General features: G+C 73.1%; 20 protein-coding genes. 7 read left to right on the top strand and 13 right to left on the bottom strand.

From position 1 onward, the window contains the following. Position 1: 1 nt before the first annotated feature. Positions 2-907 carry a helix-turn-helix transcriptional regulator gene (locus SCATT_RS15130; RefSeq protein WP_014143948.1) on the bottom strand — a complete coding sequence of 302 codons (906 nt, stop codon included), beginning with the start codon at positions 905-907 and terminating at the stop codon, positions 2-4. Between the two features lie 156 nt (positions 908-1063). Here SCATT_RS15130 and SCATT_RS15125 point away from each other — a divergent pair, with 156 nt between their 5' ends. Together SCATT_RS15125 and SCATT_RS15120 are read left to right on the top strand one after the other, a co-directional pair. Next, positions 1064-2509, top strand: a complete 1446-nt coding sequence (locus SCATT_RS15125) for an MFS transporter (RefSeq protein WP_014143947.1) — start codon at positions 1064-1066, stop codon at positions 2507-2509. A gap of 100 nt (positions 2510-2609) precedes the next feature. After that, positions 2610-3830, top strand: a complete 1221-nt coding sequence (locus tag SCATT_RS15120) for a cytochrome P450 (RefSeq protein WP_014628123.1) — start codon at positions 2610-2612, stop codon at positions 3828-3830. On the opposite strand, the gene SCATT_RS15115 is transcribed toward SCATT_RS15120, so the two are convergent. The 8 genes from SCATT_RS15115 to tatA all read right to left on the bottom strand — a co-directional run bounded on the left by SCATT_RS15115 (position 3827) and on the right by tatA (position 11280). Further along, complete coding sequence (locus tag SCATT_RS15115; protein ID WP_014143945.1) at positions 3827-5083, bottom strand: cytochrome P450; 1257 nt, start codon at positions 5081-5083, stop codon at positions 3827-3829. The two genes, SCATT_RS15120 and SCATT_RS15115, sit on opposite strands and share 4 nt — an antisense overlap. Continuing rightward, positions 5080-5733 carry a GTP-binding protein gene (locus SCATT_RS15110; protein WP_014143944.1) on the bottom strand — a complete coding sequence of 218 codons (654 nt, stop codon included), beginning with the start codon at positions 5731-5733 and terminating at the stop codon, positions 5080-5082. The genes SCATT_RS15115 and SCATT_RS15110 overlap by 4 nt, the downstream gene beginning before the upstream one ends. Next, positions 5714-6103: a DUF742 domain-containing protein gene (locus SCATT_RS15105; RefSeq protein WP_014628122.1), complete on the bottom strand. Its 390-nt coding sequence runs from the start codon at positions 6101-6103 to the stop codon at positions 5714-5716. The genes SCATT_RS15110 and SCATT_RS15105 overlap by 20 nt, the downstream gene beginning before the upstream one ends. Further along, positions 6100-6522 carry a roadblock/LC7 domain-containing protein gene (locus SCATT_RS15100; protein WP_014143942.1) on the bottom strand — a complete coding sequence of 141 codons (423 nt, stop codon included), beginning with the start codon at positions 6520-6522 and terminating at the stop codon, positions 6100-6102. The genes SCATT_RS15105 and SCATT_RS15100 overlap by 4 nt, the downstream gene beginning before the upstream one ends. A gap of 119 nt (positions 6523-6641) precedes the next feature. Continuing rightward, a complete protein-coding gene (locus SCATT_RS15095) occupies positions 6642-8195 on the bottom strand; it encodes a sensor histidine kinase (protein WP_014143941.1) in 1554 nt (517 codons plus the stop codon). A 388-nt stretch (positions 8196-8583) separates the two neighbouring features. Continuing rightward, on the bottom strand, positions 8584-9249 hold the full coding sequence (locus SCATT_RS15090) for a UdgX family uracil-DNA binding protein (RefSeq protein WP_014143940.1): 666 nt from the start codon (positions 9247-9249) through the stop codon (positions 8584-8586). Positions 9250-9336: 87 nt separating this feature from the next. After that, entirely contained in the window at positions 9337-10746 is a 1410-nt protein-coding gene (locus SCATT_RS15085; RefSeq protein WP_014143939.1) for a hypothetical protein, read from the bottom strand. 231 nt (positions 10747-10977) lie between these two features. Further along, positions 10978-11280 (bottom strand): Sec-independent protein translocase subunit TatA, encoded by a 303-nt coding sequence (tatA, locus tag SCATT_RS15080; protein WP_014143938.1) that lies wholly within the window; start codon positions 11278-11280, stop codon positions 10978-10980. 245 nt (positions 11281-11525) lie between these two features. Here tatA and SCATT_RS15075 point away from each other — a divergent pair, with 245 nt between their 5' ends. The 3 genes from SCATT_RS15075 to SCATT_RS15065 all read left to right on the top strand — a co-directional run bounded on the left by SCATT_RS15075 (position 11526) and on the right by SCATT_RS15065 (position 16456). Next, positions 11526-13259: an ABC transporter ATP-binding protein gene (locus SCATT_RS15075; RefSeq protein WP_078590752.1), complete on the top strand. Its 1734-nt coding sequence runs from the start codon at positions 11526-11528 to the stop codon at positions 13257-13259. Continuing rightward, positions 13256-15292, top strand: coding sequence for an ABC transporter ATP-binding protein (locus SCATT_RS15070; protein ID WP_014143936.1), 2037 nt, complete (start codon positions 13256-13258; stop codon positions 15290-15292). The genes SCATT_RS15075 and SCATT_RS15070 overlap by 4 nt, the downstream gene beginning before the upstream one ends. A gap of 294 nt (positions 15293-15586) precedes the next feature. Then, positions 15587-16456 carry an alpha/beta fold hydrolase gene (locus tag SCATT_RS15065; RefSeq protein ID WP_014143935.1) on the top strand — a complete coding sequence of 290 codons (870 nt, stop codon included), beginning with the start codon at positions 15587-15589 and terminating at the stop codon, positions 16454-16456. 112 nt (positions 16457-16568) lie between these two features. Here the strand turns inward: SCATT_RS15065 and SCATT_RS15060 are convergent, their stop codons facing one another. The 4 genes from SCATT_RS15060 to SCATT_RS15045 form a co-directional block, all read right to left on the bottom strand. Next, positions 16569-17297 (bottom strand): ABC transporter permease subunit, encoded by a 729-nt coding sequence (locus tag SCATT_RS15060; RefSeq protein ID WP_014143934.1) that lies wholly within the window; start codon positions 17295-17297, stop codon positions 16569-16571. 71 nt (positions 17298-17368) lie between these two features. Further along, positions 17369-18286, bottom strand: coding sequence for an ABC transporter ATP-binding protein (locus SCATT_RS15055; protein WP_014143933.1), 918 nt, complete (start codon positions 18284-18286; stop codon positions 17369-17371). Then, positions 18283-19245, bottom strand: a complete 963-nt coding sequence (locus tag SCATT_RS15050; protein ID WP_014143932.1) for an ABC transporter permease subunit — start codon at positions 19243-19245, stop codon at positions 18283-18285. Before SCATT_RS15050 ends, SCATT_RS15055 begins: the two co-directional genes overlap by 4 nt. Continuing rightward, positions 19235-20200 carry an ABC transporter ATP-binding protein gene (locus SCATT_RS15045; RefSeq protein ID WP_173405639.1) on the bottom strand — a complete coding sequence of 322 codons (966 nt, stop codon included), beginning with the start codon at positions 20198-20200 and terminating at the stop codon, positions 19235-19237. The genes SCATT_RS15050 and SCATT_RS15045 overlap by 11 nt, the downstream gene beginning before the upstream one ends. A gap of 304 nt (positions 20201-20504) precedes the next feature. On the opposite strand from SCATT_RS15045, the gene SCATT_RS15040 reads away from it, so the two are divergent. Together SCATT_RS15040 and SCATT_RS15035 are read left to right on the top strand one after the other, a co-directional pair. Continuing rightward, a complete protein-coding gene (locus tag SCATT_RS15040; protein ID WP_042507574.1) occupies positions 20505-21407 on the top strand; it encodes a M24 family metallopeptidase in 903 nt (300 codons plus the stop codon). A 23-nt stretch (positions 21408-21430) separates the two neighbouring features. Further along, the gene (locus tag SCATT_RS15035; RefSeq protein WP_014143929.1) at positions 21431-23305 is read left to right on the top strand and encodes an SDR family oxidoreductase; all 1875 of its coding nucleotides are present in this window, start codon (positions 21431-21433) and stop codon (positions 23303-23305) included. Positions 23306-23348 lie beyond the last annotated feature (43 nt).

The following is a 23348-nucleotide window of genomic DNA, read 5'->3' as shown; positions in this document are numbered from 1 at the left end:
CTCATCCGCCGTGCGGCGCGTCCTGCGCCCCGGTGACCGCGTCCAGCATGTCGTCGGCGGCCGGCAGCCCGTCCACCGCCAGGTCGAGCAGGGTCATCGCGTCGTGGTCCGGGGTGCCGGGCTCGGCGAGGTAGATCACCAGGCGCTGGCCGTCGGTGCGGTTGAGGTTGACCACCTCGTGGCAGAGCGTCAGGTCGCCCACCTCGGGGTGGAGGAAGCGCTTGGCGCCGTCGCCGATGGTGCGCACCTCGTACCGTTCCCACAGCTTGCCGAACTCCGGGCTCTTGACGAGGAGTTCGCCGACGAGCGCGGCGAGGTCGGGGTCGTCGGGGTCGGTGCCGGCCACCGCGCGCAGATGGGCCACGCACCCCTTGGCCTTGGCGTCCCAGTCGGGCCACAGGGTGCGGGCGGCCGGGTGGAGGAAGGTGTAGCGGATGGTGTTGCGCTGCCGGGCGGGCCAGTCGGCCATGCCGTGCAGCAGCCGCATCCCGGCCGGGTTGGCGGCCAGCAGGTCGTTGGTGCGGCTGACCACGTAGGCGGGGTTGGGGCGGACGCTTTCCAGCAGCAGGTGGAGCGTCGGGCGCACGGTGCGCGCGGCCCGCCGCCGCGGCTGCGGGGCCCGCCGCGCCGCCTGGCTGGCCAGCCCCTGGAGGTAGTCGCGCTCGTCGTCGTCCAGCCGGAGCGCGTCGGCGAGCGCCTGGACGACGGCGGGGCTGGGCCGGGTCTCCCTGCCGCGCTCCAGCCGGGTGTAGTAGTCGATGCTCACCCCGGCCAGGGTCGCCAGCTCCTCGCGGCGCAGACCGGGGGTGCGGCGGACCCCCGAGCCGGGCGGGAGGCCCACGTCGGCCGGACGGGTCCGTTCCCGTATCGCCCGCAGGAAACGCCCCAACTCGCTCTGCTCGTTCATGCGTTCCAGTCTGCCAGCGCGGGTGGCCCGCAGGGGGGCCGTGCCACACCCCGGCACGGCGCTCCCCGGATGTTCCCGGTCTGTCTGCGGCGGCCGGATCCCGGGAGGCTGGTGCCGTCCCGGTGAGAAACGCCGGGCGGGAACGGGAGGACACCGATGGGCGGCAGCACACTGCAACGGACACCGGCCACACACGGCGGCACGGCGGCGGACCCGGCCACCCGGCGGGGCACGGCGGCGGACGGCACCGGCGGGACGCGCAGGCCCCCGGCCGCCCTCGTCCTCGGCGCCGCGCTGCTGGGCTTCTTCGTGATCGGGCTGGACGCCTCCGCGGTCAACGTGGCGCTGCCCGCCATGGGCCGCTCGCTCGGCGGCGCCACCACCGGCCTGCAGTGGGTGGTCGACGCCTACACCCTGATGTTCGCCGCGCTGCTGCTGTCGGCGGGCGCGCTGTCGGACCGGCTCGGCGCCAACCGGGTCTTCGCCGCCGGCCTCGCCGTCTTCACCGCGGCCTCCGCCGCCTGCGGCCTGGCCCCCTCGCTGTCGCTGCTGATCGGCGCCCGCATCGTGCAGGGTACCGCGGCGGCCGTGATGCTGCCCTCCTCGCTCGCCCTGGTACGCCAGGCGTACCCGCAGGCGGCCGAGCGGGCCCGGGCGATCGCGCTGTGGACCGTCGGCGGCGCCGTCTCCACCGCGGCCGGGCCGGTGGTGGGCGGGGCGCTCACCAGCTCCCTGGGGTGGCCCTCGATCTTCTTCCTCAACCTGCCGGTCGGCCTGGTCACGCTGCTGGTGCTGGCCCGGGTGCCGGCATCGCCGCGCCGCCACGCCGCGCTCGACCTGCCCGGTCAGCTCGCCGCCGTCGTCGCGCTGGCCGCGCTGACCTACGGGGTGATCGAGGGCGGCGGCGCCGGCTTCGGCTCGCCGCAGGTGATCGGCTCGCTGGCGCTGGCGGTGCTGGCGATGGCCGCCTTCGTCGCCGTCGAGGCCAAGGTGGCCGACCCGATGGTGCCGCTGAGCCTGTTCCGCTCCCGTACCGTCGGCGTCTCGCTGCTGATCGGCTTCGCCGTCAACGCCGCCTTCTACGGCACCGTCTTCGTCGTCGGCCTCTTCTTCCAGCAGGTGCTCGGGCTCTCCGCGGTCGGCGCCGGGGTGATGTTCGTGCCGATGACGGCGCTGGTGGCGCTGGCCAACGTGGGGTCGGCCCGGGCCGCCGCCCGGTTCGGTCCGCGGGTGCCGATCGCCATCGGCCAACTGGTCTGCGCCGCCGGGCTGTTCTCGCTGCTCGCGGTGGACGCGCACACCCCCCGGCTGCTGACCGCGCTGCTGCTGGTGCCGATGGGCGTCGGGCTGGGCTTCGCGGTGCCGTCGCTGACCGCGGCCATGCTCGGGGACGTCCCCGCGGAGCGGGCCGGGCTCGCCGGCGGGGTGCTCAACGCCGGACGGCAGACCGGTGGCGCCCTCGCGGTGGCCGCCTTCGGGGCCCTGGTCGCCCAGCGCGCCACCTTCGTCCACGGCATGCACCTCAGCGTCCTCGTCTCCGCCGTGCTGCTGGTGGCGACCGCCGGTGCCGCCCTCGCCCTGCCGCGCTCCCGCCGCGCCTGACCGGCCCGCATTTTCCCCGATCTCCCTCTGGTGGCCGCGATCACCGCTCCTTAGCCTTGCGGTGTCCGGCCCACCGGCATGTACGAGTTGAGGGAGCGCCATGACAACGGAACGGCACGTGGCCGACATCCTGTCGCCCGAGTTCGCCGCGGACCCCTACCCCGCCTACCGCGTCATGCGCCGCGAGGCCCCGCTGATCTGGCACGAGCCCACCCGCAGCTACATCCTCTCCCGCTACGAGGACGTCGCCCGGGCCTTCAAGGACCCGGTGTTCACCACCGACAACTACCAGTGGCAGATCGAGCCGGTGCACGGCCGCACCATCCTCCAGATGAGCGGGCGCGAACACGCGGTACGGCGGGCCCTGGTCGCCCCCGCGTTCCGCGGCAGGGAACTCCAGGAGAAGTTCCTGCCGGTGATCGAACGCAACGCGCGGGAGCTGATCGACGCCTTCCGCACGGCCGGCGAGGCCGACCTGGTGGCCCAGTTCGCCACCCGCTTCCCGGTGAACGTCATCGCCGACATGCTCGGCCTGGACAAGGCGGACCACGACCGCTTCCACACCTGGTACACCTCGGTCATCGCGTTCCTGGGCAACCTGTCGGGCGACCCGGAGGTGGCGGCGGCCGGGGCGCGTACCCGTGAGGAGTTCGCCGCCTACCTGCTGCCGGTCATCGCCGAGCGCCGCGCGCACCCCGGGGACGACCTGCTCTCCGCGCTGTGCGCCGCCGAGGTGGACGGCACCCGGATGAGCGACGAGGACGTCAAGGCGTTCTGCAGCCTGCTGCTGGCGGCCGGCGGCGAGACCACCGACAAGGCGATCGCCTCGGTCTTCGCCAACCTGCTGCGCCACCCCGAGCAGCTCGCCGCGGTCCGCGCGGACCGGTCGCTGATCGCCCGGGCGTTCGCCGAGACGCTGCGCTACACCCCGCCGGTGCACATGATCATGCGGCAGGCCGCCGAGGACGTCGAGGTCAGCGGCGGCGTGATCCGCGCCGGCGCCACCGTCACCTGCCTGATCGGCGCCGCCAACCGGGACGAGGAACGCTACGCCGACCCCGACACCTTCGACATCTTCCGCACCGACCTCGCCACCGACAACGCCTTCTCGGCCGCCGCCGACCACCTCGCGTTCGCCCTCGGCCGCCACTTCTGCGTCGGCGCGCTGCTCGCCAAGGCCGAGGTCGAGACGGGCGTCGGCCTGCTGCTGGACGCCATGCCGGACGTCCGCCTCGCCGACGGCCACCTCCCGGTCGAACGCGGCGTCTTCACCCGCGGCCCGGAGTCGGTACGGGTCCGCTTCACCCCGGCGGCCGGTTAGCGGGCGGGGCCGACGGCGTACGACGGGGTGAACTCCACCGGCAGCGCCTCCAGGCCGCGCATCCACACCGACGGCCGCCACACCAACCTCTCGGCGGGCACCGCCAGCACCACGTCCGGCAGCCGGTCGAGCAGCACCTCGACCGCCGTCCGGGCGATCACCTCGGCCAACTCCGGTGCGGGGTACGGGCATTGGTGCTCGCCGTGGCTGAAGGACATGTGGGCGTGGTTGCCGCCGGGACCGGCGTGGGCGTCCGGGCGCACCTGCGGGTCGGTGTTGGCCGCCGCCAGGCCCAGCACCAGGCAGTCCCCCTCCTTGATGCGCCGCCCGCCGAGCTGGGTGTCGCGCACCGCCCAGCGGCCGATGAAGTTCTGCGTCGGGGTGTCCTCCCACAGCACCTCGTTGAGCGCCTGGCCGACGCTGCGCCGCCCGCCGGACAGGGTGATGGCGAACCGGTCGTCGGTGAGCATCAGCCGCAGCGTGTTGCCGATCCAGTTGGCGGTGGGCTGCTGGGCGGCGGCGATCACCGAGATCAGGTCCTGGACCACCTCGTCGTCGGTGAGCCCGGCCGGGTGCTCCAGCATCCGCGAGGTGACGTCCGCCGTCGGACCGCTCCGCCGCTGCGCCACCAGGTGCTGGATGCGGTCCTGCACCCGCTGGTAGGCGGCCACCGGGTCGACGCCCTCCACCACGTCCAGCGAGGCGGTCAGGTCGCGGACCAGGTCCTGGGTGGCCGCGCCGGGCAGGCCGACCATCCAGATCGCGGCCAGCAGCGGCAGCGGGTGCGCCAGATCGGCCATCAGGTCGGCCTCGCCGCTGCCCGCGAAGGCGTCGATCAGCTCGTCGGCGACGCGTTCGCAGTGCGCCCGCAGCTCGAACTGGTCCACCCCGGACAGCGCCTCGCTGATCGCCCCGGCCCGCCGCCGGTGCTCGGCGCCCTCGGTGAAGAGCACCGAGGGCTGGTAGCCCACGAACGGCAGCAGCGGCCAGTCGGGCGGGATCCGCGACCAGGCGTGCCAGCGCCGCGAGTCCCGGGCGAAGAGCTGGTCGTTGCCGGTGACATGGAGCACCTCGCGGTAGCCCAGCACCAGCCAGGCCGGCACCCCGCCGTCCAGCAGGATCGGGGCCACCGGTCCGTACTCGTGGCGCATCCGGCGGTACAGCTCGGCCGGGGTCTGCTGGTAGCGCGGACCACTGAGCGGCAGCGCGTCCGGGTGCGCCGGGCATCCGGTGGCGGGGGTCGGGTCGGTCACGGCGTCTTCTCCCGGGCCAGGGACAGCGTGTACAGGTGATTGACGAGCGCGATCAGCACCGCCTTGCTCGACGCCCGGTCCCGCGCGTCGCAGTCGACCACCGGGACGTCGTCGGCGAGCGAGAGCGCGTCGCGCACCTGCTGGAGCGAGTGCGCCGGCTCGCCGAAGTTGTTGCGGGCCACCACGAACGGCATCCCGTGGTGCTCCAGGCGGTCGATGGCGTACCAGGAGTCGGCCAGCCGCCGGGTGTCGACCAGGACGACCGCCCCCAGGGTGCCGCTGAACAGCCGGTCCCACAGGAACCAGAAACGTTCCTGCCCGGGCGCCCCGAACAGGTAGAGCACGTTGCGCTCGTCCAGGCTGATCCGGCCGAAGTCGAAGGCCACGGTGGTGGTGGTCTTCGTCCCCACCCCCGGCTCGTCGATGCCCACGCCCGCCCGGGTCATGGTCTCCTCGGTGTTCAGCGGGCGTATCTCGCTGACCGAGCGGACCATGGTGGTCTTGCCCACCCCGAACCCGCCGACGATGACGATCTTCAGGCCGGTGTCGGCGGTGGCCCGCAGCGGAACGTGCTCCCGGGTACCGGCGGTCGGCGCGGGCGGAGCGGGCGCGGCCGTCCGGGCGTCCGCTTCAGAGGTTCTGTAGTCCAACGAGCACCTGCTTCAACAGTTCGGGGTCGGGCAGCGGCGCCTCGGCGGCCGTCCCGCCGGTGCCGGACGGCGGCGCCACCGTGGCCACCTGCGGATGGCGGGCGGTGATCCGCCCGGTGGCGAGCAGATCACCGAGCAGGATCTTGACCACGCTCACCGGCATGCCCAGCTCCGCGGAGATCTCCACGACGGCGGTGGGCCGTTCGCACATCCGCAGGATCCGGGCGTGCTCGGACTGCATGCCCGGCGCCGGCCCGCATTCGCTGACGATCAGCGTGACCAGGTCGAAGGCGTCGTCCGGACGGCTGCGCCCGCCGGTGACGGTGTACAGCCGGTCCGGATCCTCGCTGTCGATCCGCCGCCGCATCACGCGGACCGGGCGTCCGCCCCGGGCACCCGGGGCGGCGTGCTCAGGTACTCGCCGAGCTGCTCCACCAGCTCGGTCATGTTGTGCCCGATCACCCCGGCGTCGGCGTCGTCCTCGGCCACCACCGCCAGGTGGGCGCCGTGGCCGGCCTCCACGATGAACAGCAGCCCGCCGTGGAACTCGGTCATCGACTGCCGCACCCCGCCGCTGCCGTCGCCGAACTCCACGGACGCGCCGTGCGCCAGGCTCTGGATGCCCGAGGCGATCGCGGCGAGCTGGTCGGCCTGGTCCACGGTGAGCCCGGAGGTCCGGCACAGTTTCAGGCCGTCCCGGGAGAGCACCAGGGCGTGCCGGGTGCCGGGGGTGCGCTGCACGAGGTTCTCCAGCAGCCAGTCGAGGTCACGGGTCTCGGTCTGCGACATCGCGGTTGCGGGGGCGTGGCGTCCTTGCGGTGCGGCCCCCTGCCTCCCTTTCGGTGTGGTGGTACTGCGGTGCGGCCGGGCCGCCCGGTGAGCGGTCGGCGGCCGGCCGCCGGGGACGGTCACGGGGCGCCGTGCTCCGCCGAGTCCGGACCGGGCGGCGTGATGGTGCCGTGCGGCGGGGTCCCGGGGTGGTCCTTCGGCCGGTCGGCGGACGCGGCGGCGGCGTCCCGGCTCGCCTGGCGGAACGCGCTGAACCGGGCGCCGGCGTCGTTCGCCCGGGCCCGCTTGGGCCGTTCCGCCGCCGCGGCGGTCGCCGCCCGGGCGGCGGCGAGGGTACGGCCGCGGGGGCGCTTGGGCAGCGGTTGCGCGGGGTCCGCCTCCGGTGCGGGGGCCGGCCGCGGGACGGCGGTCAGCTCCAACGTCCGCTCGGCGGCGGGGACTTCGGGCGTGGCCGCCGTCGCGGTGCGGCGGGCGGGCACCGGGCGTGCGGTGCCGGAGTCGCCGGGGGCCTGCGACCGGGTCCCGCTGACGCGTTCACGCTGCCGCACCTCGGTGATCAGCTCGCGCGGGATGAGCACGACCGCCCCGGTGCCGCCGCGCGAGGAGGGCCGGAAGCTCACCTTCAGCCCGTGCTTGCGGGCCAGGCAGCCGACCACGGGCAGCCCGAGCCGGGTGCCGGTGAGCGTGGTGAGGTCCAACCGCTCGGCGGAGACCGCGTGTTCGGCCCGGCGCAGCTTCTCCGGGCTCATCGCCAGGCCGCCGTCCTCGATGGTGACGACCACCCCGGTGGTCAGCTCCTCCACGTAGACGTGGACCTCCTCGGTGGGAGGGGAGAAGTTGGTGGCGTTGTCCATCAGCTCGGCGAGCGCGTGCATCACGCCCTCGGCGGCGTGTCCGGCCACCGCCGCGGTGCTCGCCGAGTGCAGCCGCACCCGCTGGTAGGCGCTGATCCGGCCGACCGCGCCGCGCAGGATGGACTCCATCACGATCGGCTTGGTCCAGCGCCGGCCGGAACGTCCGCCGGTCAGCACCGCGATGCTGTCCGCCAGCCGGCCCGCCTGCGCGGTGGAGTGGTCGAGGGCGAGCAGGTCGCCCAGGACCTCCTCGCCGTGGCGCATCTCCATCTCGCGCAGGTCGGCGAGCATGCTGGTGGCCAGCGCCTGGACCCGCCCGGCGGCGCTGGCGCAGGCGGTCATGGCGGCGGTGCGCATCCGCTCGCCCCGGGCGATCTCCTCGCCGAGGACGCGCAGGACGTGCTGGAACGTCGGGTTGCCGGGGCGCTCCACCTCGGCCAGCGCGCTCCCCGCCGACATCCCGCCGCGCACCTTGGTGACCAGGGCCGGTACGGTCTCGGCGGCCAGCTGCGCGGCGTCGGTCTCCAGTCCGCCGAGCCGGTCGCGCAGCGCGGCGGCCTCCCGCCGGGCCTCGTCGGCCTGCTCCCGGAAGTGCCGGGCGGCCCGCAGCCCGTACGCGGCCGCGGTGGCGCAGACGGTCACCAGGACGGCGGCGGTCACCGCGACCACGGTCGCCCCGGCACGTCCGTCCTCCGGGGCGAGTTCCCGTACCAGGTAGCAGGCGGCGGCCGTGACCAGCGCCGTGACCGGAGCCGTGAGCAGCGCCCGGCCGAGCGGCGGACGCGCCCGGTGGGGACGAGTGGCGGTGGTTGCTGACATCAAGTCCTCATGGGCGTCGGGCGAAAGAGCCGAACGGCGTGCCCGCCCCAGCCCCGCTCCCCCGCGGACACCAGAAACCGGAACGCGCCGCACCGCGCGCGAGAACGCTCATGTTACCCAACTGACAAGGAAGTTGAGCAGGCCATGTCCAACAACCGGACGCTCCCGTGGGGGGTGCCGTCGGGTCATGCCCGCGTGGGGGGCCGGCGCGGGCCGGGGGCAGCGCCCGCGTGGGGGCGATGCCGGCGGCGGACACTCCACCGGGGCCCGCGCGCTCCGGGGCGAGCCGGCAACGCCCGCTTCGCCGCGCCCGGGGCGGGCGCGGGGCACGACGTCCGCTTCCACCACCCGGCGGCGCCGTCCGCCCGGCCGCCCTGCGGGAGCGGCCTCAGGCCAGGGCCCGGGCGGCGGTGCGGAGGTCGGTCACCAGGCCGGCGTAGGCCTCGTCGCGGTCGGTGGCGCGCAGGACCGCCGAGGGGTGGATGGTGGCCAGGACCTCGGCCCCGGGCGGGTCGCCGCCGTCGAGGGCGGGCAGCGGGAGCAGGACGCCGCGCTGCGTGGTGACGCGGAAGGAGGGGCCGAGCAGATCCTTGCCGGCGGTGGCGCCGAGCGCGACCACCACGTCGGGGTCGACCAGCCGCAGCTCGGCGGCGAGCCAGGGCCGGCAGGCGGTCGTCTCGCGCAGGCTGGGCGCCTTGTGGATGCGCCGCTTGCCGCGTTCGGCCCGGGTGTACTTGAAGTGCTTGACGGCGTTGGTCACGTACGCCAGCGCCGGATCGATCCCGGCGTCGTCCAGCGCCCGGGTGAGCACCTTGCCGGCCGGGCCGACGAACGGGTGGCCGCGCCGGTCCTCCTGGTCGCCGGGTTGCTCACCGACGAGGACGACCCGGGCCGCGGGGTCGCCCTCGCCGAAGACCGTCTGCGTCGCGTCGCGGTGCAGCGGGCACCCCTCACAGCCGGCCGCGGCCCGCCGCAGTTCGTCCAGCCCGGCCCCGGACGGCACGAAGGGGGAGGCGTCGTAGCGCTCGTCGGCGGATGCCGGGGTGCCGGCCATCGGTGGCGTCCTTCCGTGCGGCTGCCGGGGTCCCGCGCCGCTCGGGTACCCGGGCCCGGCACGTCCAAGCGCGCCGGGCCCGGCCGGTCACCAGTCGCCGCCGCCGAAGCCCCCGTTGTCGTTCCCGCCGCCGTCACCGAAGCCGCCGCCGAAACCGCCGTCCCCGCCGAAGCCGCCGAAGTCGTTCGGGTTGAAGTCGGAGCCGGTGTAGTCACCGCCTTCCGGGCCGCCCCCCATCTCGCCGCCGCCGAAGCCGCCCATCGGCTCGCCGTAGGCGTACGCGGGGGAGCTGAGCGCGCTGCCGAGCAGGGTGCCCACCAGCAGCCCGGGCAGCAGCCCGCCGCCGAAGTAGCCGCCGGCCCACGGGGCGTACGCCGGACCCGCGTCCCAGTACGGCTGGGGGCCGGTCGCGGTCTGCACGGTACGGGTCATCGGCTCGTGGCCGTCGGCCAGCCGGGCGGCGTCGGCCGCGCAGGCCGGCACCGTACGCGGCACCCCGCCGGGGGGCGCCCACTGCACGTCGGCGACGGAGGGGCCGTGCCGCGGGTCGAAGAAGCACGGGACGCGCCGCTCCGGCAGCGGCGTACCGTTGCGCCGGGCGGCGAGCGTGGCCAGCGAGAAGCGGCCGTCCTCCAGCGCCTCGGACACCGGCCGGACATCGGCCGGACCGCGGGCGGCCTCGATCAGCGCCTTGGCGCGGTCGTAGGCGTCCAGCGCGTGGGTGTAGTCCTGCCGCATGGCGTCGGTGGCCCGCGGGTCGGAGGGGTTGAAGTCGAGGCGGTCGAGTTCCTCGCCGAAGGCGGTGATGTCCTCATCGACCACCCGGCGCACGGTCTCCAGCTCGGCGCGCTGCCGCTCTTCCTTCTTCTTCTTGTTGCGCCGGTACAGCGCGTAGCCGCCGCCGGCCGCGGCGACCACGACCACGCCCGCGGCGATCGCGCCACCGGCCCCGGAGCCGGAGCCGCCGCCCCACGAGTCGGGGGCGTGGCCGCGGGCCTGCTGGTCGGCCTGGTCGACGAAGGCGTTGAGCTCGGTGGCGGCGCCGGCGGCGTCGTTGCGCTTGACCGCGCCGACCAGGTTGGTCAGCGCGGTGTGCCGGATCACGGAGGGGTCGGCCCCGGCGTTGAAGCCGGTGCCGAGCCGGACGGCGTAGACGCCGGCGATGCCGACCTTGGTGCGCAGGTCCCGCAGGAGCGTCTGGGGCGGGAACTCCGCGGTGCGGGGCAGCACGGCCACGAAGACCGGCTTGCCGGCGTCCTTGATCTTCTTGGCCAGCGCGTCCGCGTCGGTCGAGGAGAGCTGGCCGGAGGCCCGCGGGTCGACGTAGACCGGGCTCTTCTTCAGCGCGTCGGCCGCCGCGTCCAGCCCCGTACCGGCGGCGTGCGCGGGCGGTGCCAGCAGGGCGCCGGCCATGGTCAGGGCGGCGAGAAGCAGGGCCGCGAGCAGGCTCGCGGCCCGCCGCGGGGTCGAGGTGTCTCTGGCGAGGCCAACGCCCATGGGAGCGCGTCTCCTTGGATGGTGAACGGGTCGTGCTGCTCCGGCTCCGGTACGCACGCACCGCGCGGTACCTGTACGCCTTCGTCCGAACCGGCGCCTTACCGGAAGGACGACACAGCAAGCACAAAGGTTCCCACCGGTTCACCCGTTCCCCCTGATCCGCCGCGCGCGGAGGCGGGCAGGGGGCGCGCCCGCCCCCGTGCCCCGGGCCGCGCGCCGTCCCGCGCCGCCTCAGCCCTGCGCGGCGTTGTTCTCGCCGACCGGGCGGGCGCTGGCGGTGTCGCCGGGGGCCGCCTGGATGGTGCGCTGCGCCGCCGGCGTACCGGCCGGGCCCTGGGCGCCGCCGGCCGCCGACGACTCACCGGCCGCGCCCTCCTTGAAGTCCTCCTTGAGCGCCTTGGTCTCGCTCTTGAGAATCCGCAGCGACTTGCCGAGCGCCCGCGCGGTGTCGGGCAGCCGCTTCGCGCCGAACAGCAGGAACGCCGCCACCAGGACGATGATCAAATGCCAGGGTTCCAGGCCGTTGCGCAGCATCGGCTCCCCTACCTTCCGTCGTTCACCAGCGGTCGGGCGACCGCTTTCCGGGACGCCGGACGACCCCGCGGTCGTGAATGCCGGCCTCATTCCAGTATCAGCCTCATTCCAGTATCAACGAAACCATGCCGCCGCCCCGCTGAGAACGGCACCCGTGCCAACCGCGCCCCACGCGCCCCCGCGAGCCCCCGCGCCCCAAGGAAAATCCCGGCGCGAGGCGCTCTCCGGACCCGTAATGTTCTCGTGTGCTGGTCCGACTATTGCGGGCGTATCTCAGGCCCTATACGAAACCCATGGCGTTGCTGGTGCTCCTGCAACTCGTCCAGACTCTGGCGACGCTCTACCTGCCCACGCTCAATGCCGACATCATCGACAACGGTGTGGTCAAGGGGGACACCGCGTACATCCTCCGCACCGGCGGATTCATGATCGCGGTGACCCTTCTCCAGATCGTCTGCGCGATCGGGGCCGTCTTCTTCGGCGCCCGTACCGCCATGGCGCTCGGCCGGGACGTGCGTGCCGCCGTCTTCGACCGGGTGCAGTCCTTCTCCGCCCGCGAGGTCGGCCGTTTCGGGGCGCCCTCCTTGATCACCCGCACCACCAACGACGTCCAGCAGGTCCAGATGCTGGTCCTGATGACGTTCACCCTCATGGTCTCGGCGCCGATCATGTGCGTCGGCGGCATCGTGATGGCGCTCAACCAGGACGTGCCGCTCTCCGCCCTGCTGCTGGTGATCGTGCCGGTGCTCGGCGTGCTCGTCTCGCTGATCGTGCGCCGGATGCGCCCCCTCTTCCGCGGCATGCAGGAACGTATCGACACGGTCAACCGCGTCCTGCGCGAGCAGATCAGCGGCATCCGGGTCATCCGCGCCTTCGTCCGCGACACCCACGAGCGCGGCCGGTTCGGGGTCGCCAACGACGACCTGATGGACGTCTCGCTGCGCGCCGGCCGACTGATGTCGCTGATGTTCCCGCTGGTCATGCTGGTGGTGAACCTCTCCAGCGTGGCCGTGCTGTGGTTCGGCGGACACCGCATCGACGACGGCGGCATGGAGGTCGGCGCGCTCACCGCGTTCCTCAGCTACCTGATGCAGATCCTCATGAGCGTGATGATGGCCACCTTCATGTTCATGATGATCCCGCGCGCCGAGGTGTGCGCCGAGCGCATCCAGGAGGTCCTGGCCACCGAGACCAGCGTGGTGCCCCCGCTGCGCCCGGTGGACGCCGCCGGTCCCCGCGGCCACCTCGAACTGCGTGGCGTGGAGTTCCGTTACCCCGGCGCCGAGGAGCCGGTGCTCAAGGACATCGCGTTCAGCGCCCGGCCGGGCCGCACCACCGCCGTCATCGGCTCCACCGGCAGCGGCAAGTCCACCCTGCTCAGCCTGATCCCCCGGCTCTCCGACGCCACCAGCGGCACGGTGCTGGTGGACGGCGTGGACGTACGCGAACTCGACCCGGCGGTGATCGCCGAGACCGTCGGCCTGGTGCCGCAGAAGCCGTACCTGTTCAGCGGCACCATCGCCTCCAACCTGCGGTACGGGCGTCCGGACGCCACCGACGAGGAGCTGTGGCACGCGCTGGAGATCGCGCAGGCCCGGGAGTTCGTCGAACGGCTGCCGGAGGGCCTGGACGCGCCGATCGCCCAGGGCGGCGGCAACGTCTCCGGCGGACAGCGGCAGCGCCTGGCGATAGCCCGCGCGCTGGTGCGCAAGCCCGAGATCTACCTGTTCGACGACTCGTTCTCGGCCCTCGACTACGCCACCGACGCCCGGCTGCGCGCCGCCCTGGCCCGCGAGACCACCGACGCCACCGTGCTCATCGTCGCCCAGCGGGTGAGCACCATCCGCGACGCCGACCAGATCATCGTGCTCGACGAGGGACGCGTCGTCGGCACCGGCACCCACACCGAGCTGATGGCCGGCAACGACACCTACCGGGAGATCGTCCTCTCCCAGCTCACCGAGGAGGAGGCAGCGTGACCGCGCCGCGAGGGGGGCACCCCGGACCGCAGTCCGGCAAAGGCCCCGACGAGGGCGGCGAACAGGGGAGCACGGGCACCCAGGCCGCCCCGCGCCGGGGCCCCGCCCCCGCCACCGGGCCCGCCCGCTTCATGAACGGGCCGTCCCTCGAGAAGTCGATGAACTTCAAGGCGTCCGGTCGCCGGCTGCTCGGCACGCTCCGCCCGGAGCGGGCCGCCATCTGCGGCGCGCTGCTGCTCGCGGTGGTCGGCGTGGCGCTGTCGGTGCTCGGCCCCAAGATCCTGGGGCAGGCCACCGACCTGATATTCGCCGGCGTCATCGGCCGCCGGCTGCCCGCCGGCTCCACCCAGGAGCAGGCCGTGGCGGGCCTGCGCGCGCACGGCCAGGGCAAGATCGCCGACATCGTCGCCTCGATGCACCACGTGCGCCCCGGCCACGGCATCGAATTCGGCGCCGTGGGCACCGTGCTGCTGTGGGTGGCCGTGATCTACCTGGCCGCCGCGGCCTGCGGCTTCGGCCAGGCGCGGATATCCACCTACGTCGTCCAGCGCTCGGTGCACCGGCTGCGCCGGCAGGTCGAGGAGAAGCTGGCCCGGCTGCCGCTGAGCTACTTCGACAAGCAGCCGCGCGGGGAGGTGCTCTCCCGGGCCACCAACGACATCGACAACATCGCCCAGAGCCTCCAGCAGACCCTCAGCCAGATCATGACCTCGCTGCTGACCATCGTCGGCGTGCTGGCCATGATGTTCTGGATCTCCTGGCTGCTCGCCCTGGTCGCGCTGCTCACCGTGCCGGTGTCGGTGCTGGTGGCCACCCGGGTCGGCAAGCGCGCCCAGCCGCAGTTCGTCGCCCAGTGGAAGGTCACCGGCAAGCTCAACGCGCACATCGAGGAGATGTACACCGGCCACGCGCTGGTGAAGGTCTTCGGCCGCGCCAAGGAGTCCGCCGAGACCTTCCGGGAGCACAACGACGCGCTCTACCAGGCCGGTTTCAAGGCCCAGTTCATCTCCGGGATCATCCAGCCGGCGATGATGTTCATCGGCAACCTCAACTACGTGCTGGTGGCCGTGATCGGCGGGCTGCGGGTCGCCTCGGGTGCCTTGTCCATCGGTGACGTGCAGGCGTTCGTGCAGTACTCCCGGCAGTTCAGCCAGCCGCTGACCCAGGTCGCCTCGATGGCCAACCTGGTGCAGTCCGGGGTCGCCTCCGCCGAGCGGGTCTTCGAACTCCTCGACGCCGAGGAGCAGAGCGCCGACCCGGTGGACGGCCCCCGCCCCGCCGCGGTGCGCGGCACGGTGGAGTTCGACCGCGTCTCGTTCTCCTACGACCCGGACAAGCCGCTCATCGAGGACCTGTCGCTGTCGGTGCGCCCCGGCCAGACGGTGGCCATCGTCGGCCCCACCGGCGCCGGCAAGACCACCCTGGTCAACCTGCTGATGCGGTTCTACGAGGTCACCGGCGGCCGGATCACCCTGGACGGCACCGACATCGCCGCGATGTCCCGTGAGGAACTGCGCGCCAACATCGGCATGGTGCTCCAGGACACCTGGCTCTTCGGCGGCACGATCGCGGAGAACATCGCGTACGGCGCCGAACGCGCCACCCGTGAGCAGATCGTGGCCGCGGCCAAGGCCACCCACGTCGACCGGTTCGTCCGCACCCTGCCGGACGGCTACGACACCGTGCTCGACGAGGAGGGCACCGGGGTCAGCGCCGGTGAGAAGCAGCTGATCACCATCGCCCGGGCGTTCCTGGCCGAGCCCGCGATCCTCGTCCTGGACGAGGCCACCAGCTCGGTGGACACCCGCACCGAGGTGCTGATCCAGCAGGCCATGGCCCATCTGCGGACCGGCCGCACCAGCTTCGTCATCGCCCACCGGCTCTCCACCATCCGGGACGCCGACGTCATCCTGGTGATGGAGTCCGGCCGCATCGTCGAACAGGGCACCCACGAGGACCTGCTGGCGGCGCAGGGCGCCTACGCGAAGCTGTACGCGGCGCAGTTCGCGCAGCCAGTCGCGGAACCGAGCTGAACCCCGCGCCGGCGCCTGCGTCCGGCATCCGCGCCCGGTGGTCCTGGCCGCCGGGCGCGGGTGTGTGGTCGGGGTGGCGGATGTGTGGTCCGGGCGTCGGGCGTGGCGGCCGGGCGGACGGGTGCCACCGGGCGGCGCGGCCGACAAGGCTACGCGGCAGAGCCGAATTGACGAGCACTACTTACACGATCGAGTGAATTTACTACCCGATCGAGTGATCGCACTCCCCCTTTCCTGGAAGCAACACTGATGCACCGGTCGGCACCCCCGGCCTTCCTTCGAAAGGGGACAGCCATGAGTCTGCTCAACCCCAAGATCCCCGGGCTCAACAGCGAAGACCTCGTCAAGGACATCACCGAATCCCCCCACCGGCTGCACAGCGTCGCCCAGGCGGGCTGGGCCGGCTTCATCTCCACCGTGGACGTCGACGGCGGCGCCGACGACTGGGACAAACCCCTGCCCAAGGAGCACCCGCGCCCGGTCGTCCTGGTCCACGGCACCTTCGGCAACCGCGGCTACACCTGGACCTCTGCCACCCCGCTGCTGCGGCAGAACGGCTACCGCGTCTTCCGCCTCGACTACGGCCAGTACAACAACCCGGTGATCTTCGGGCTCGGCGACATCAAGAAATCCGCGAAACAACTCGCCGAATTCGTCGACGAGGTCCTCCGCCGCACCGGCGCCGAACAGGTCGACATGGTCGGCTTCTCCCAGGGCGGCATGATGCCCCGCTATTACCTCAACGCCCTCGGCGGCGGCCCCAAGGTCCGCAACTTCATCGGCATCTCCCCCAGCAACCACGGCATCACCGCCCAGGGCCTGATGAACCTCGCCCGCCAGATCCCCGGCGCCAAGGAACTCGTCGAACAGGGCGCCGTCGGCACCGTCATCCCCGCCTGGCCCCAGCTCCAGCACGACCACGCGTTCCAGAAGGCACTGGCCGACCTCGGCGAGACCACCGACGGCGTCCGCTACACGGTCATCGCCACCCAGTACGACGACGTGGTGACCCCCTACACCTCGTGCGCCCTCAACGGCGGCGACGGCCACTACGTCAAGAACATCGTCCTCCAGGACATCGACCCCAACGACCACACCCCGCACGTCTCCATGCCCTACAACCAGACCGTGCTCAAGGAAGTCCTCAAGGCCCTGGCCTCCTGACCCACCGCCCCCGGTGGTGTGGCGCGGGGGGAGAACGCCCGGGCGGCGTGAGGTGACGGGGCGGCGGGGCGCCGGGGGGCGGTGCGGCCCCCGGCGCCGGTAGTCCCCCGTCCTACTCCTCGCCCGCCAGCGTCAGCGACCGCAGCCGGTTCGCCGCCAGCCCCGCCGCCACCAGGGTGACCGCCACCAGCAAGGTGATCCCGGTACCGAGCCCGACGTCGGAGGAGACCGCTCCGGCGTCGGCCACCTTCTGCGCCAGGGCCAGCCCCCACTGCTGGACGCTGAGCGTCTTGGCCCCCGGCACCAGGCTGCCGACCAGCGCCTCCCACACCAGCGCGTACACCAGACCGGCCACCACCGCGTGCCGGGTGACCACGCCCAGCAGCAGGAACAGCGAGCTGTAGGCCAGCGAGGCGACCGCCGCCGCCACCCCGAAGGCCACCGCCAGGTGCCGGCTGTTGCCGTCCAGGATCAGCCCCGCCACGAAGGTGGGTATCGCGGCGAACGCCACCGAGACGGCCATCGCCACCAGCAGCTTGGTCACCACGATCGTCGGCCGCCGCACCGGCTTGGCCATCAGGTAGGTGATCGAACCGTCGTCGATCTCCGGCCCGATGGCGCCGGTGCCGGCCACCACGCCGATCAACGGCACCATCGTGGCCAGCGCGAACCCTTCCAGCACCTGGCGTGCCGTGGCGTCGTCGGCCCCGCTGAAGGCCCGCACGGCCACCGAGATGACGAGCAGCAGGAGCGGCAGGGCGCACAGGATCAGTGCCCGGCGCCTGCCGAGCAGGGCCCGGTAGGTGAGCCGGGCGACGGTGGGGTGATACACCGAGGACATGGGTCGGACACTCCCTATGGCGGCTGTGACAGCGGTGGGGACGGTGGCTTACGCGGGGCCCGGTTGGCCGCTCACGCGGTGACCAGGTAGGAGAAGACGCTCTCCAGCGACTCGTCGGAGGGTGAGACCTCGTAGAGCCGGATGCCGTGCTCCCGGGCGACCCGGGGCAGCAGCTCGGTGAAGCCCGCGAAGTCCACCGCCTGGATCCGCAACGCCGACTCGGCCGCGTCGAGTTCGAGGCCGCTGGTCGAGCCGTGGGCGATCAGCGCCGAGGCGAGCGCCCGGTCGTCGCTGGAGCGCACCAGGTAGCGGTGCGGCCGGTTGGTCATCAGCCGGCGTATCCGGCGGTAGTCCCCGGAGGCGGCGTGCCGGCCGGCGACGATCACCTCGATGTGGCGCGCCAGTTGCTCGACCTCCTCCAGGATGTGGGAGGAGAAGAGCACGGTGCGCCCCTCGGCGCCCATCCGGCGCAGCAGGTCCATCAGCTGGAGCCGCTGCCGTGGGTCCATCCCGTTGAACGGCTCGTCCAGCAGCAGTACCGACGGCTCGTGGACCAGGGCGGAGGCCATCTTCACCCGCTGCCGCATGCCCTTGCTGTAGGTCTCGATCCGGCGGCCCTGGGCGTACTCCATCTCCACGGTCGCCAGCGCCTTGCGCGCCGCCGCGCCCGGGTCGGGCAGGCCGTGCAACTCGGCGTTGGCGAGCACGAATTCGGCGCCGGTGAGGAAGTCGTACATCGCCTCGCGTTCCGGCACGATGCCGATGTGCCGGTACGCCTGCTCGTTGCGCCAGACCGGGGTGGTGTCCAGGGTGACGGTGCCGGTGGACGGCGGCAGGAAGCCGGCCATCATGTTGATGAGCGTGGACTTCCCGGCGCCGTTCGGCCCGAGCAGCCCGGTGACCCCGGGGCCGATCGTCATGGTCACGTCGTTGACCGCGACGACGTTGCCGAACCAGCGCGAGACGTTGTCGATGGAGATCGTGGTCATCCCAGCCCGACCTTTCGGTAGCGGCGCATCAGCAGGGCGAACGAGCCGGCGATCAGGCCGAGCACGACGAGCAGATAGACGGTTCCGGCCAGGGCGCTGCCCGGTCCCTGGCCACCGACGAACTCGGACTGCGCGCCGAGCCACCAGCTCTGCACCCCGCCGATCAAGGTGATCGGCGAGAACAGGCCGAGCCATCCGATGACCGCGTGGTTGCCCTGCTCGAAGGCGACCCCCTGGATGCTGGAGACCGCGCCGTAGGAGATGGTGAGCACGGCGATCACCGCCGCCACCCCGAACCCGCGGCGCGGGGTGAGCGCGGCCAGCACCAGCCCTATGCCGCCGAAGAGCAGCGACAGCAGGGCCACCCCCAGCAGCCCCTTGCCGAACCCGGCCGTCTGCGCGCCGAAGTCGAGCTTGCCCAGCAGCGCGCCGATGTACAGGATCAGCAGCGGCACACCGGTGAGCAGGAAGAGCGCCGACGCCATCGCCCCGAACTTGGCGACCACGTAGTCCACCCGCTCCATCGGCCGCGAGAAGTACAGCGGCACCGTCTTGAACCGCAGATCGCGCGAGACCGACTGGGGCGCCTGCGCCGCCAGGTACAGGCCGATCACCGCCTGGAGGTAGATCGGGTAACTGGTGTACTGGATCGGCAGCTTGGTCATGTGCGTGTAGATCGCCACCGCGTCGATGACGAGCGCGGGGGCGCACATCACCGCGAACAGGATCATCGGCAGCACCTTGGACTTGGCCGACCGGCCCAGCCCGTAGGCACCGCGCAGACTCTGGGTGAACAGCGAGCGCCGCACGTAGGAACGGCCGAGCCGCTCGCCGTCGTAGTGGCGGTAGCCGATGTCGTGAATCCGCGAGTCGCCGCGCGGGTCGGCCGGCGCGGGTGCCGACGGGGTGGGCGCGGTGGACGCGGGGCGCCCGGTGGCGCCGACGGACTCATGCGGCATCCCGGCCGCCTCCTTCCATGGGGCGCGGCCGCGCGGCGGCGTCCCGGTCGGTGAAGAGCTCGGCGATGCGGTGGCGCCGCTGTTCCATCCGGATCAGTCCGAGCCCGAGACCGGCGACGGCGTCCCGGACGATGTCGTAGGTGGACTCGTCCGCTATGTCGACCAGCAGCCGGTGGCCGTCGGCCTGGGCGGTGAGCCCCGCCGCGACCAGCGCGTCGAGGGTGGCCCGGGTGCCGTCCGGGTGCCGGTCGCTGTCGGTGACCTCGACCGCGAGGGAGGCGGTGGCCTGGGTGAACTCCCGGGTGGAGGAGGAGCGCAGCAGCTTGCCGCCGTCGATGACGACGATGTGGTCGCTGGTGCGTTCCAGCTCGCCCAGCAGATGGGAGGTGACCAGCACCGAGATGCCGAAGTCCGTCCACACCCGGCGGATCAGCCCCAGCATCTCGTCCCGGCCCACCGGGTCGAGGCCGTTGGTGGGCTCGTCCAGCAGGACCAGCCGCGGGTCGTGCACGAGCGCCTGGGCCAGCTTCACCCGCTGCTTCATGCCGGTGGAGTAGCCGCCCATCGGCCGGTAGCGCTCCTCGTACAGGCCGACGTGGCGCAGCGTGTCCGCGGTGCGTTCCCGCGCCACGGTGGGCGGCAGCCCCGACATCCGGGCCATGTGGACCACGAACTCGGTGGCCGACACGTCCGGCGGCAGGCAGTCGTGCTCCGGCATGTAGCCGACGCCCGCCCTGATCTGCGCCCCGTGCGTGCGGACGTCGAGGCCGAGGACGGACGCCGTGCCCTCGGTGGCCGGGGCCAGCCCGAGCAGGATCTTGATCAGCGTCGACTTGCCGGCCCCGTTGGCGCCCACCAGCCCGGTCACGCCGGGGGCGATGCCCATGGTCAGCCGGTCCAGCGCGGTCACCCGTGGGTACCGCTTGGTCAGGCTCTCGGTCTCGATGACAGTCACGTTCCGACCGTAGGTGCCGTTCAGGGCCACGTCGTCACCCCCAGGTTGCGTTGGCGTCTACGCCTCGGGTCGCACGTCCCGTAGGGGTCGGTGCCGCCCTGGGGCGTAGCGCTTTCAGGGTGGCACCGGAAAAGGGGCCTTCTTCGGTTATCCACAGGGCAATTCGCGCGAGTTGTCGAACCGGCCGTCGAAACGGGAGTTTTCCACAGGCTGCGCGCAACCCCCTTGACTCAGCCATGAAGCGTTGTCACATTCATCGGTGTCAGTGTTCTGGAGTGGCTGACCGAGGGGACGGGACGGCGCGATGGGGATTCGACCGACCACGAGCGCACCACCCGGCGCGCGACGGGTGTCCGCGGCGGAGCTCACGGGCTTCAGGGAGGTGCAGCGCCTGGCGTACGCCTGCGCCGAGGAGGTCGCCGCCGGGCTCCGGCCGGGCGTCACGGAGCGGGAGGCCGCCCGCGCGCTCCGCGAGTGCGCGGCCCGGCGCGGAGTGCGCGACTGGTTCCACCTGCCGTTCGCCTGGTTCGGCGACCGCACCGCGTTCACCGGCTTCAAGGTGCCGACGCAGTTCTTCCCCACCGCGCGCCGGCTGGAGCCGGGCATGCCGTTCATCCTCGACCTGGCCCCCGTGCACGGCGGGTTCACCGCCGACATCGGCTACTCCGGCCGCCTCGGCCCCCATCCCCTGCACGACCGGCTCCTCGCCGACCTGCGCGCCCACCGCGAGCTGATACTCGAACAGGTACGGCAGCGCCGCTCGCTGCGCGACATATACGAGGACGTCGACCGGCTGATGGCCCGGCAGGGTTACACCAACCGGCACCGGGCCTACCCGTTCGGCGTCATCGCCCACAAGGTCGACCGGGTACGGCAGCGCCGCTGGTCACCGCATGTCGCCGGGTTCGGCACCCAGAGCCTGCGCGGGCTGGCCAAGGACGCCCTGCGCGGCCACCGTGAGGGCTGGTCACCGCTGTGGAGCCCCTACCGGATGTCGGACCACCCGCCGCACCCCGGGCTGTGGGCGGTCGAGCCGCACCTGGGCTTCCGCGGCATCGGCGCCAAGTTCGAGGAGATCCTCGTGGTCACCGACTCGGCCGACCCGGCGGAGAGCGCCTTCTGGCTCGACGACGACCTTCCGCACGTCAAGCGGTGGCGGGCGCACCCCTCCGCCACCTCCCGGGCCGCCACCGGGACCGCCGCATGACCCACCGTCCGACAGGGGGAGAGATGACCGGGCACGACAACGGCACCGAGGCGTCCACCACGGCCCCGGCAACCGGCCGCCACCGCGTCGTACGCTCCGGCACGGTCGACCTGAGCGTCACCGAATACGGGGACCCGGCGCGGCCGACCGTGGTCCTGGTGCACGGCTACCCGGACTGCAAGGAGGTCTGGCAGCCGGTGGCCGACCGCCTCGCCGGCCGCTTCCACGTGGTCCTGTACGACGTGCGCGGACACGGCGCGTCCAGCGCGCCGGAGCCGTTGCGCGGCGGGTTCCGGCTGGAGAAGCTGACCGACGACTTCCTCGCCGTCGCCGACGCGGTCAGCCCCGACCGCCCGGTGCACCTGGTCGGCCACGACTGGGGCTCGGTACAGGGCTGGGAGTTCGCCACCGTGCGCCGCACCGAGGGCCGGATCGCCTCCTTCACCTCCGTGTCCGGCCCGAGCCTCGACCACTTCGGCCACTGGATCAAGGAACGCGTGGCCCGCCCGACCCCGAGGCGTACCGCCCAGCTCCTCGGCCAGGGCGCCCGCTCCTGGTACGTCTACGCGCTGCACACCCCCGTCCTCCCCGAGCTGGCGTGGCGCGGCGTGCTGGGGCGGCGGTGGCCCGCGATGCTCGCCCGCGTCGAACGCCTCCCCGAGGACGCCGGCTACCCCACCGCGTCGCTGCGCCAGGACGCGGCCCATGGCGCCTGGCTCTACCGCGACAACGTGCGGGAACGGCTGCGCCGCCCGCGCCCGGACGCCTACGCCCACGTCCCCGTGCAGCTGATCACCCCCTCCGGTGACCTGTTCCTCTCCGAACGCCTCTACGACGACCTGGAGCGCTGGGCGCCGGGGCTGCGCCGCCGGACGCTGTCCGCCAAGCACTGGGTCCCCCGCACCCGGCCCGATCAACTCGCCGCGTGGATCGCCGAGTTCGCCGATGCGCACGAGGGGACGTCCACCGGGGCCGCGACGGAGACGGCACCGGCCGGGTCCGGCGCCGGGCGCACGGGCCGGCCCGGCGCGCGGAGCCGGACGTCGGCCGCCGAACGGCTCACGGCCCGCGCCGCCGAACGGTTCGCCGGACAGCTCGTCCTGGTCACCGGCGCCGGCAGCGGGATCGGCCGGGCCACCGCGTACGCCTTCGCCGAGGCGGGCGCGCGGATCGTGGCCGTCGACCGGGACCCGGAGGGGGCCGCCAGGACGGCCGAGCTGTCCCGGCTGCTGGGCGCCCCCGAAGCCTGGGCGGAGGTCACCGACGTCTCCGACGAGCGGGCGATGGAGAAGCTCGCCGACCGGGTAACCGACAGCCACGGCGTGGTCGACGTGCTCGTCAACAACGCCGGGATCGGGCTGGCCGGCTCCTTCCTGGACACCACCGCCGACGACTGGCGCAAGGTGCTCGACGTCAACCTGTGGGGCGTCCTGCACGGCTGCCGGCTCTTCGGACAGCGGATGACCGAACGCGGTCAGGGCGGGCACATCGTCAACACCGCGTCGGCCGCCGCCTACCTGCCCTCCCGCACCCTGCCCGCCTACAGCACCTCCAAGGCCGCGGTGCTGATGCTCAGCGAATGCCTCCGGGCCGAACTGGCGCCGCACGGCATCGGGGTCACCGCGGTCTGCCCCGGCCTGGTCGACACCAACATCACCGCCACCACCCGCTTCACCGGCGTCAGCGACCAGGAGCAGGAACGCATGCGGGCCAAGTCCTCCCGGCTGTACCGCATACGCGCCTACCCGCCGGAGAAGGTGGCCGCCGCCCTGCTGCGCGGGGTGCTCGACAACACCGCCGTCGTCCCGGTCACCCCCGAGGCCCGCGGCGCCCGGCTGCTCTCCCGGCTCTCCCCCGCCGCCATCCGGGCGCTGGCCCGGCTCGACCCGCCGCTGTGATCCGCCCGCCCGCACGGTACCGAGCCCGACACGAGAAGGACCG

It is taken from the genome of Streptantibioticus cattleyicolor NRRL 8057 = DSM 46488 (assembly GCF_000240165.1).
GTDB lineage: Bacteria > Actinomycetota > Actinomycetes > Streptomycetales > Streptomycetaceae > Streptantibioticus > Streptantibioticus cattleyicolor.
The sequence above is the reverse complement of the archived record's forward strand: the minus strand, read 5'-3'. Positions and strand labels throughout refer to the sequence as shown.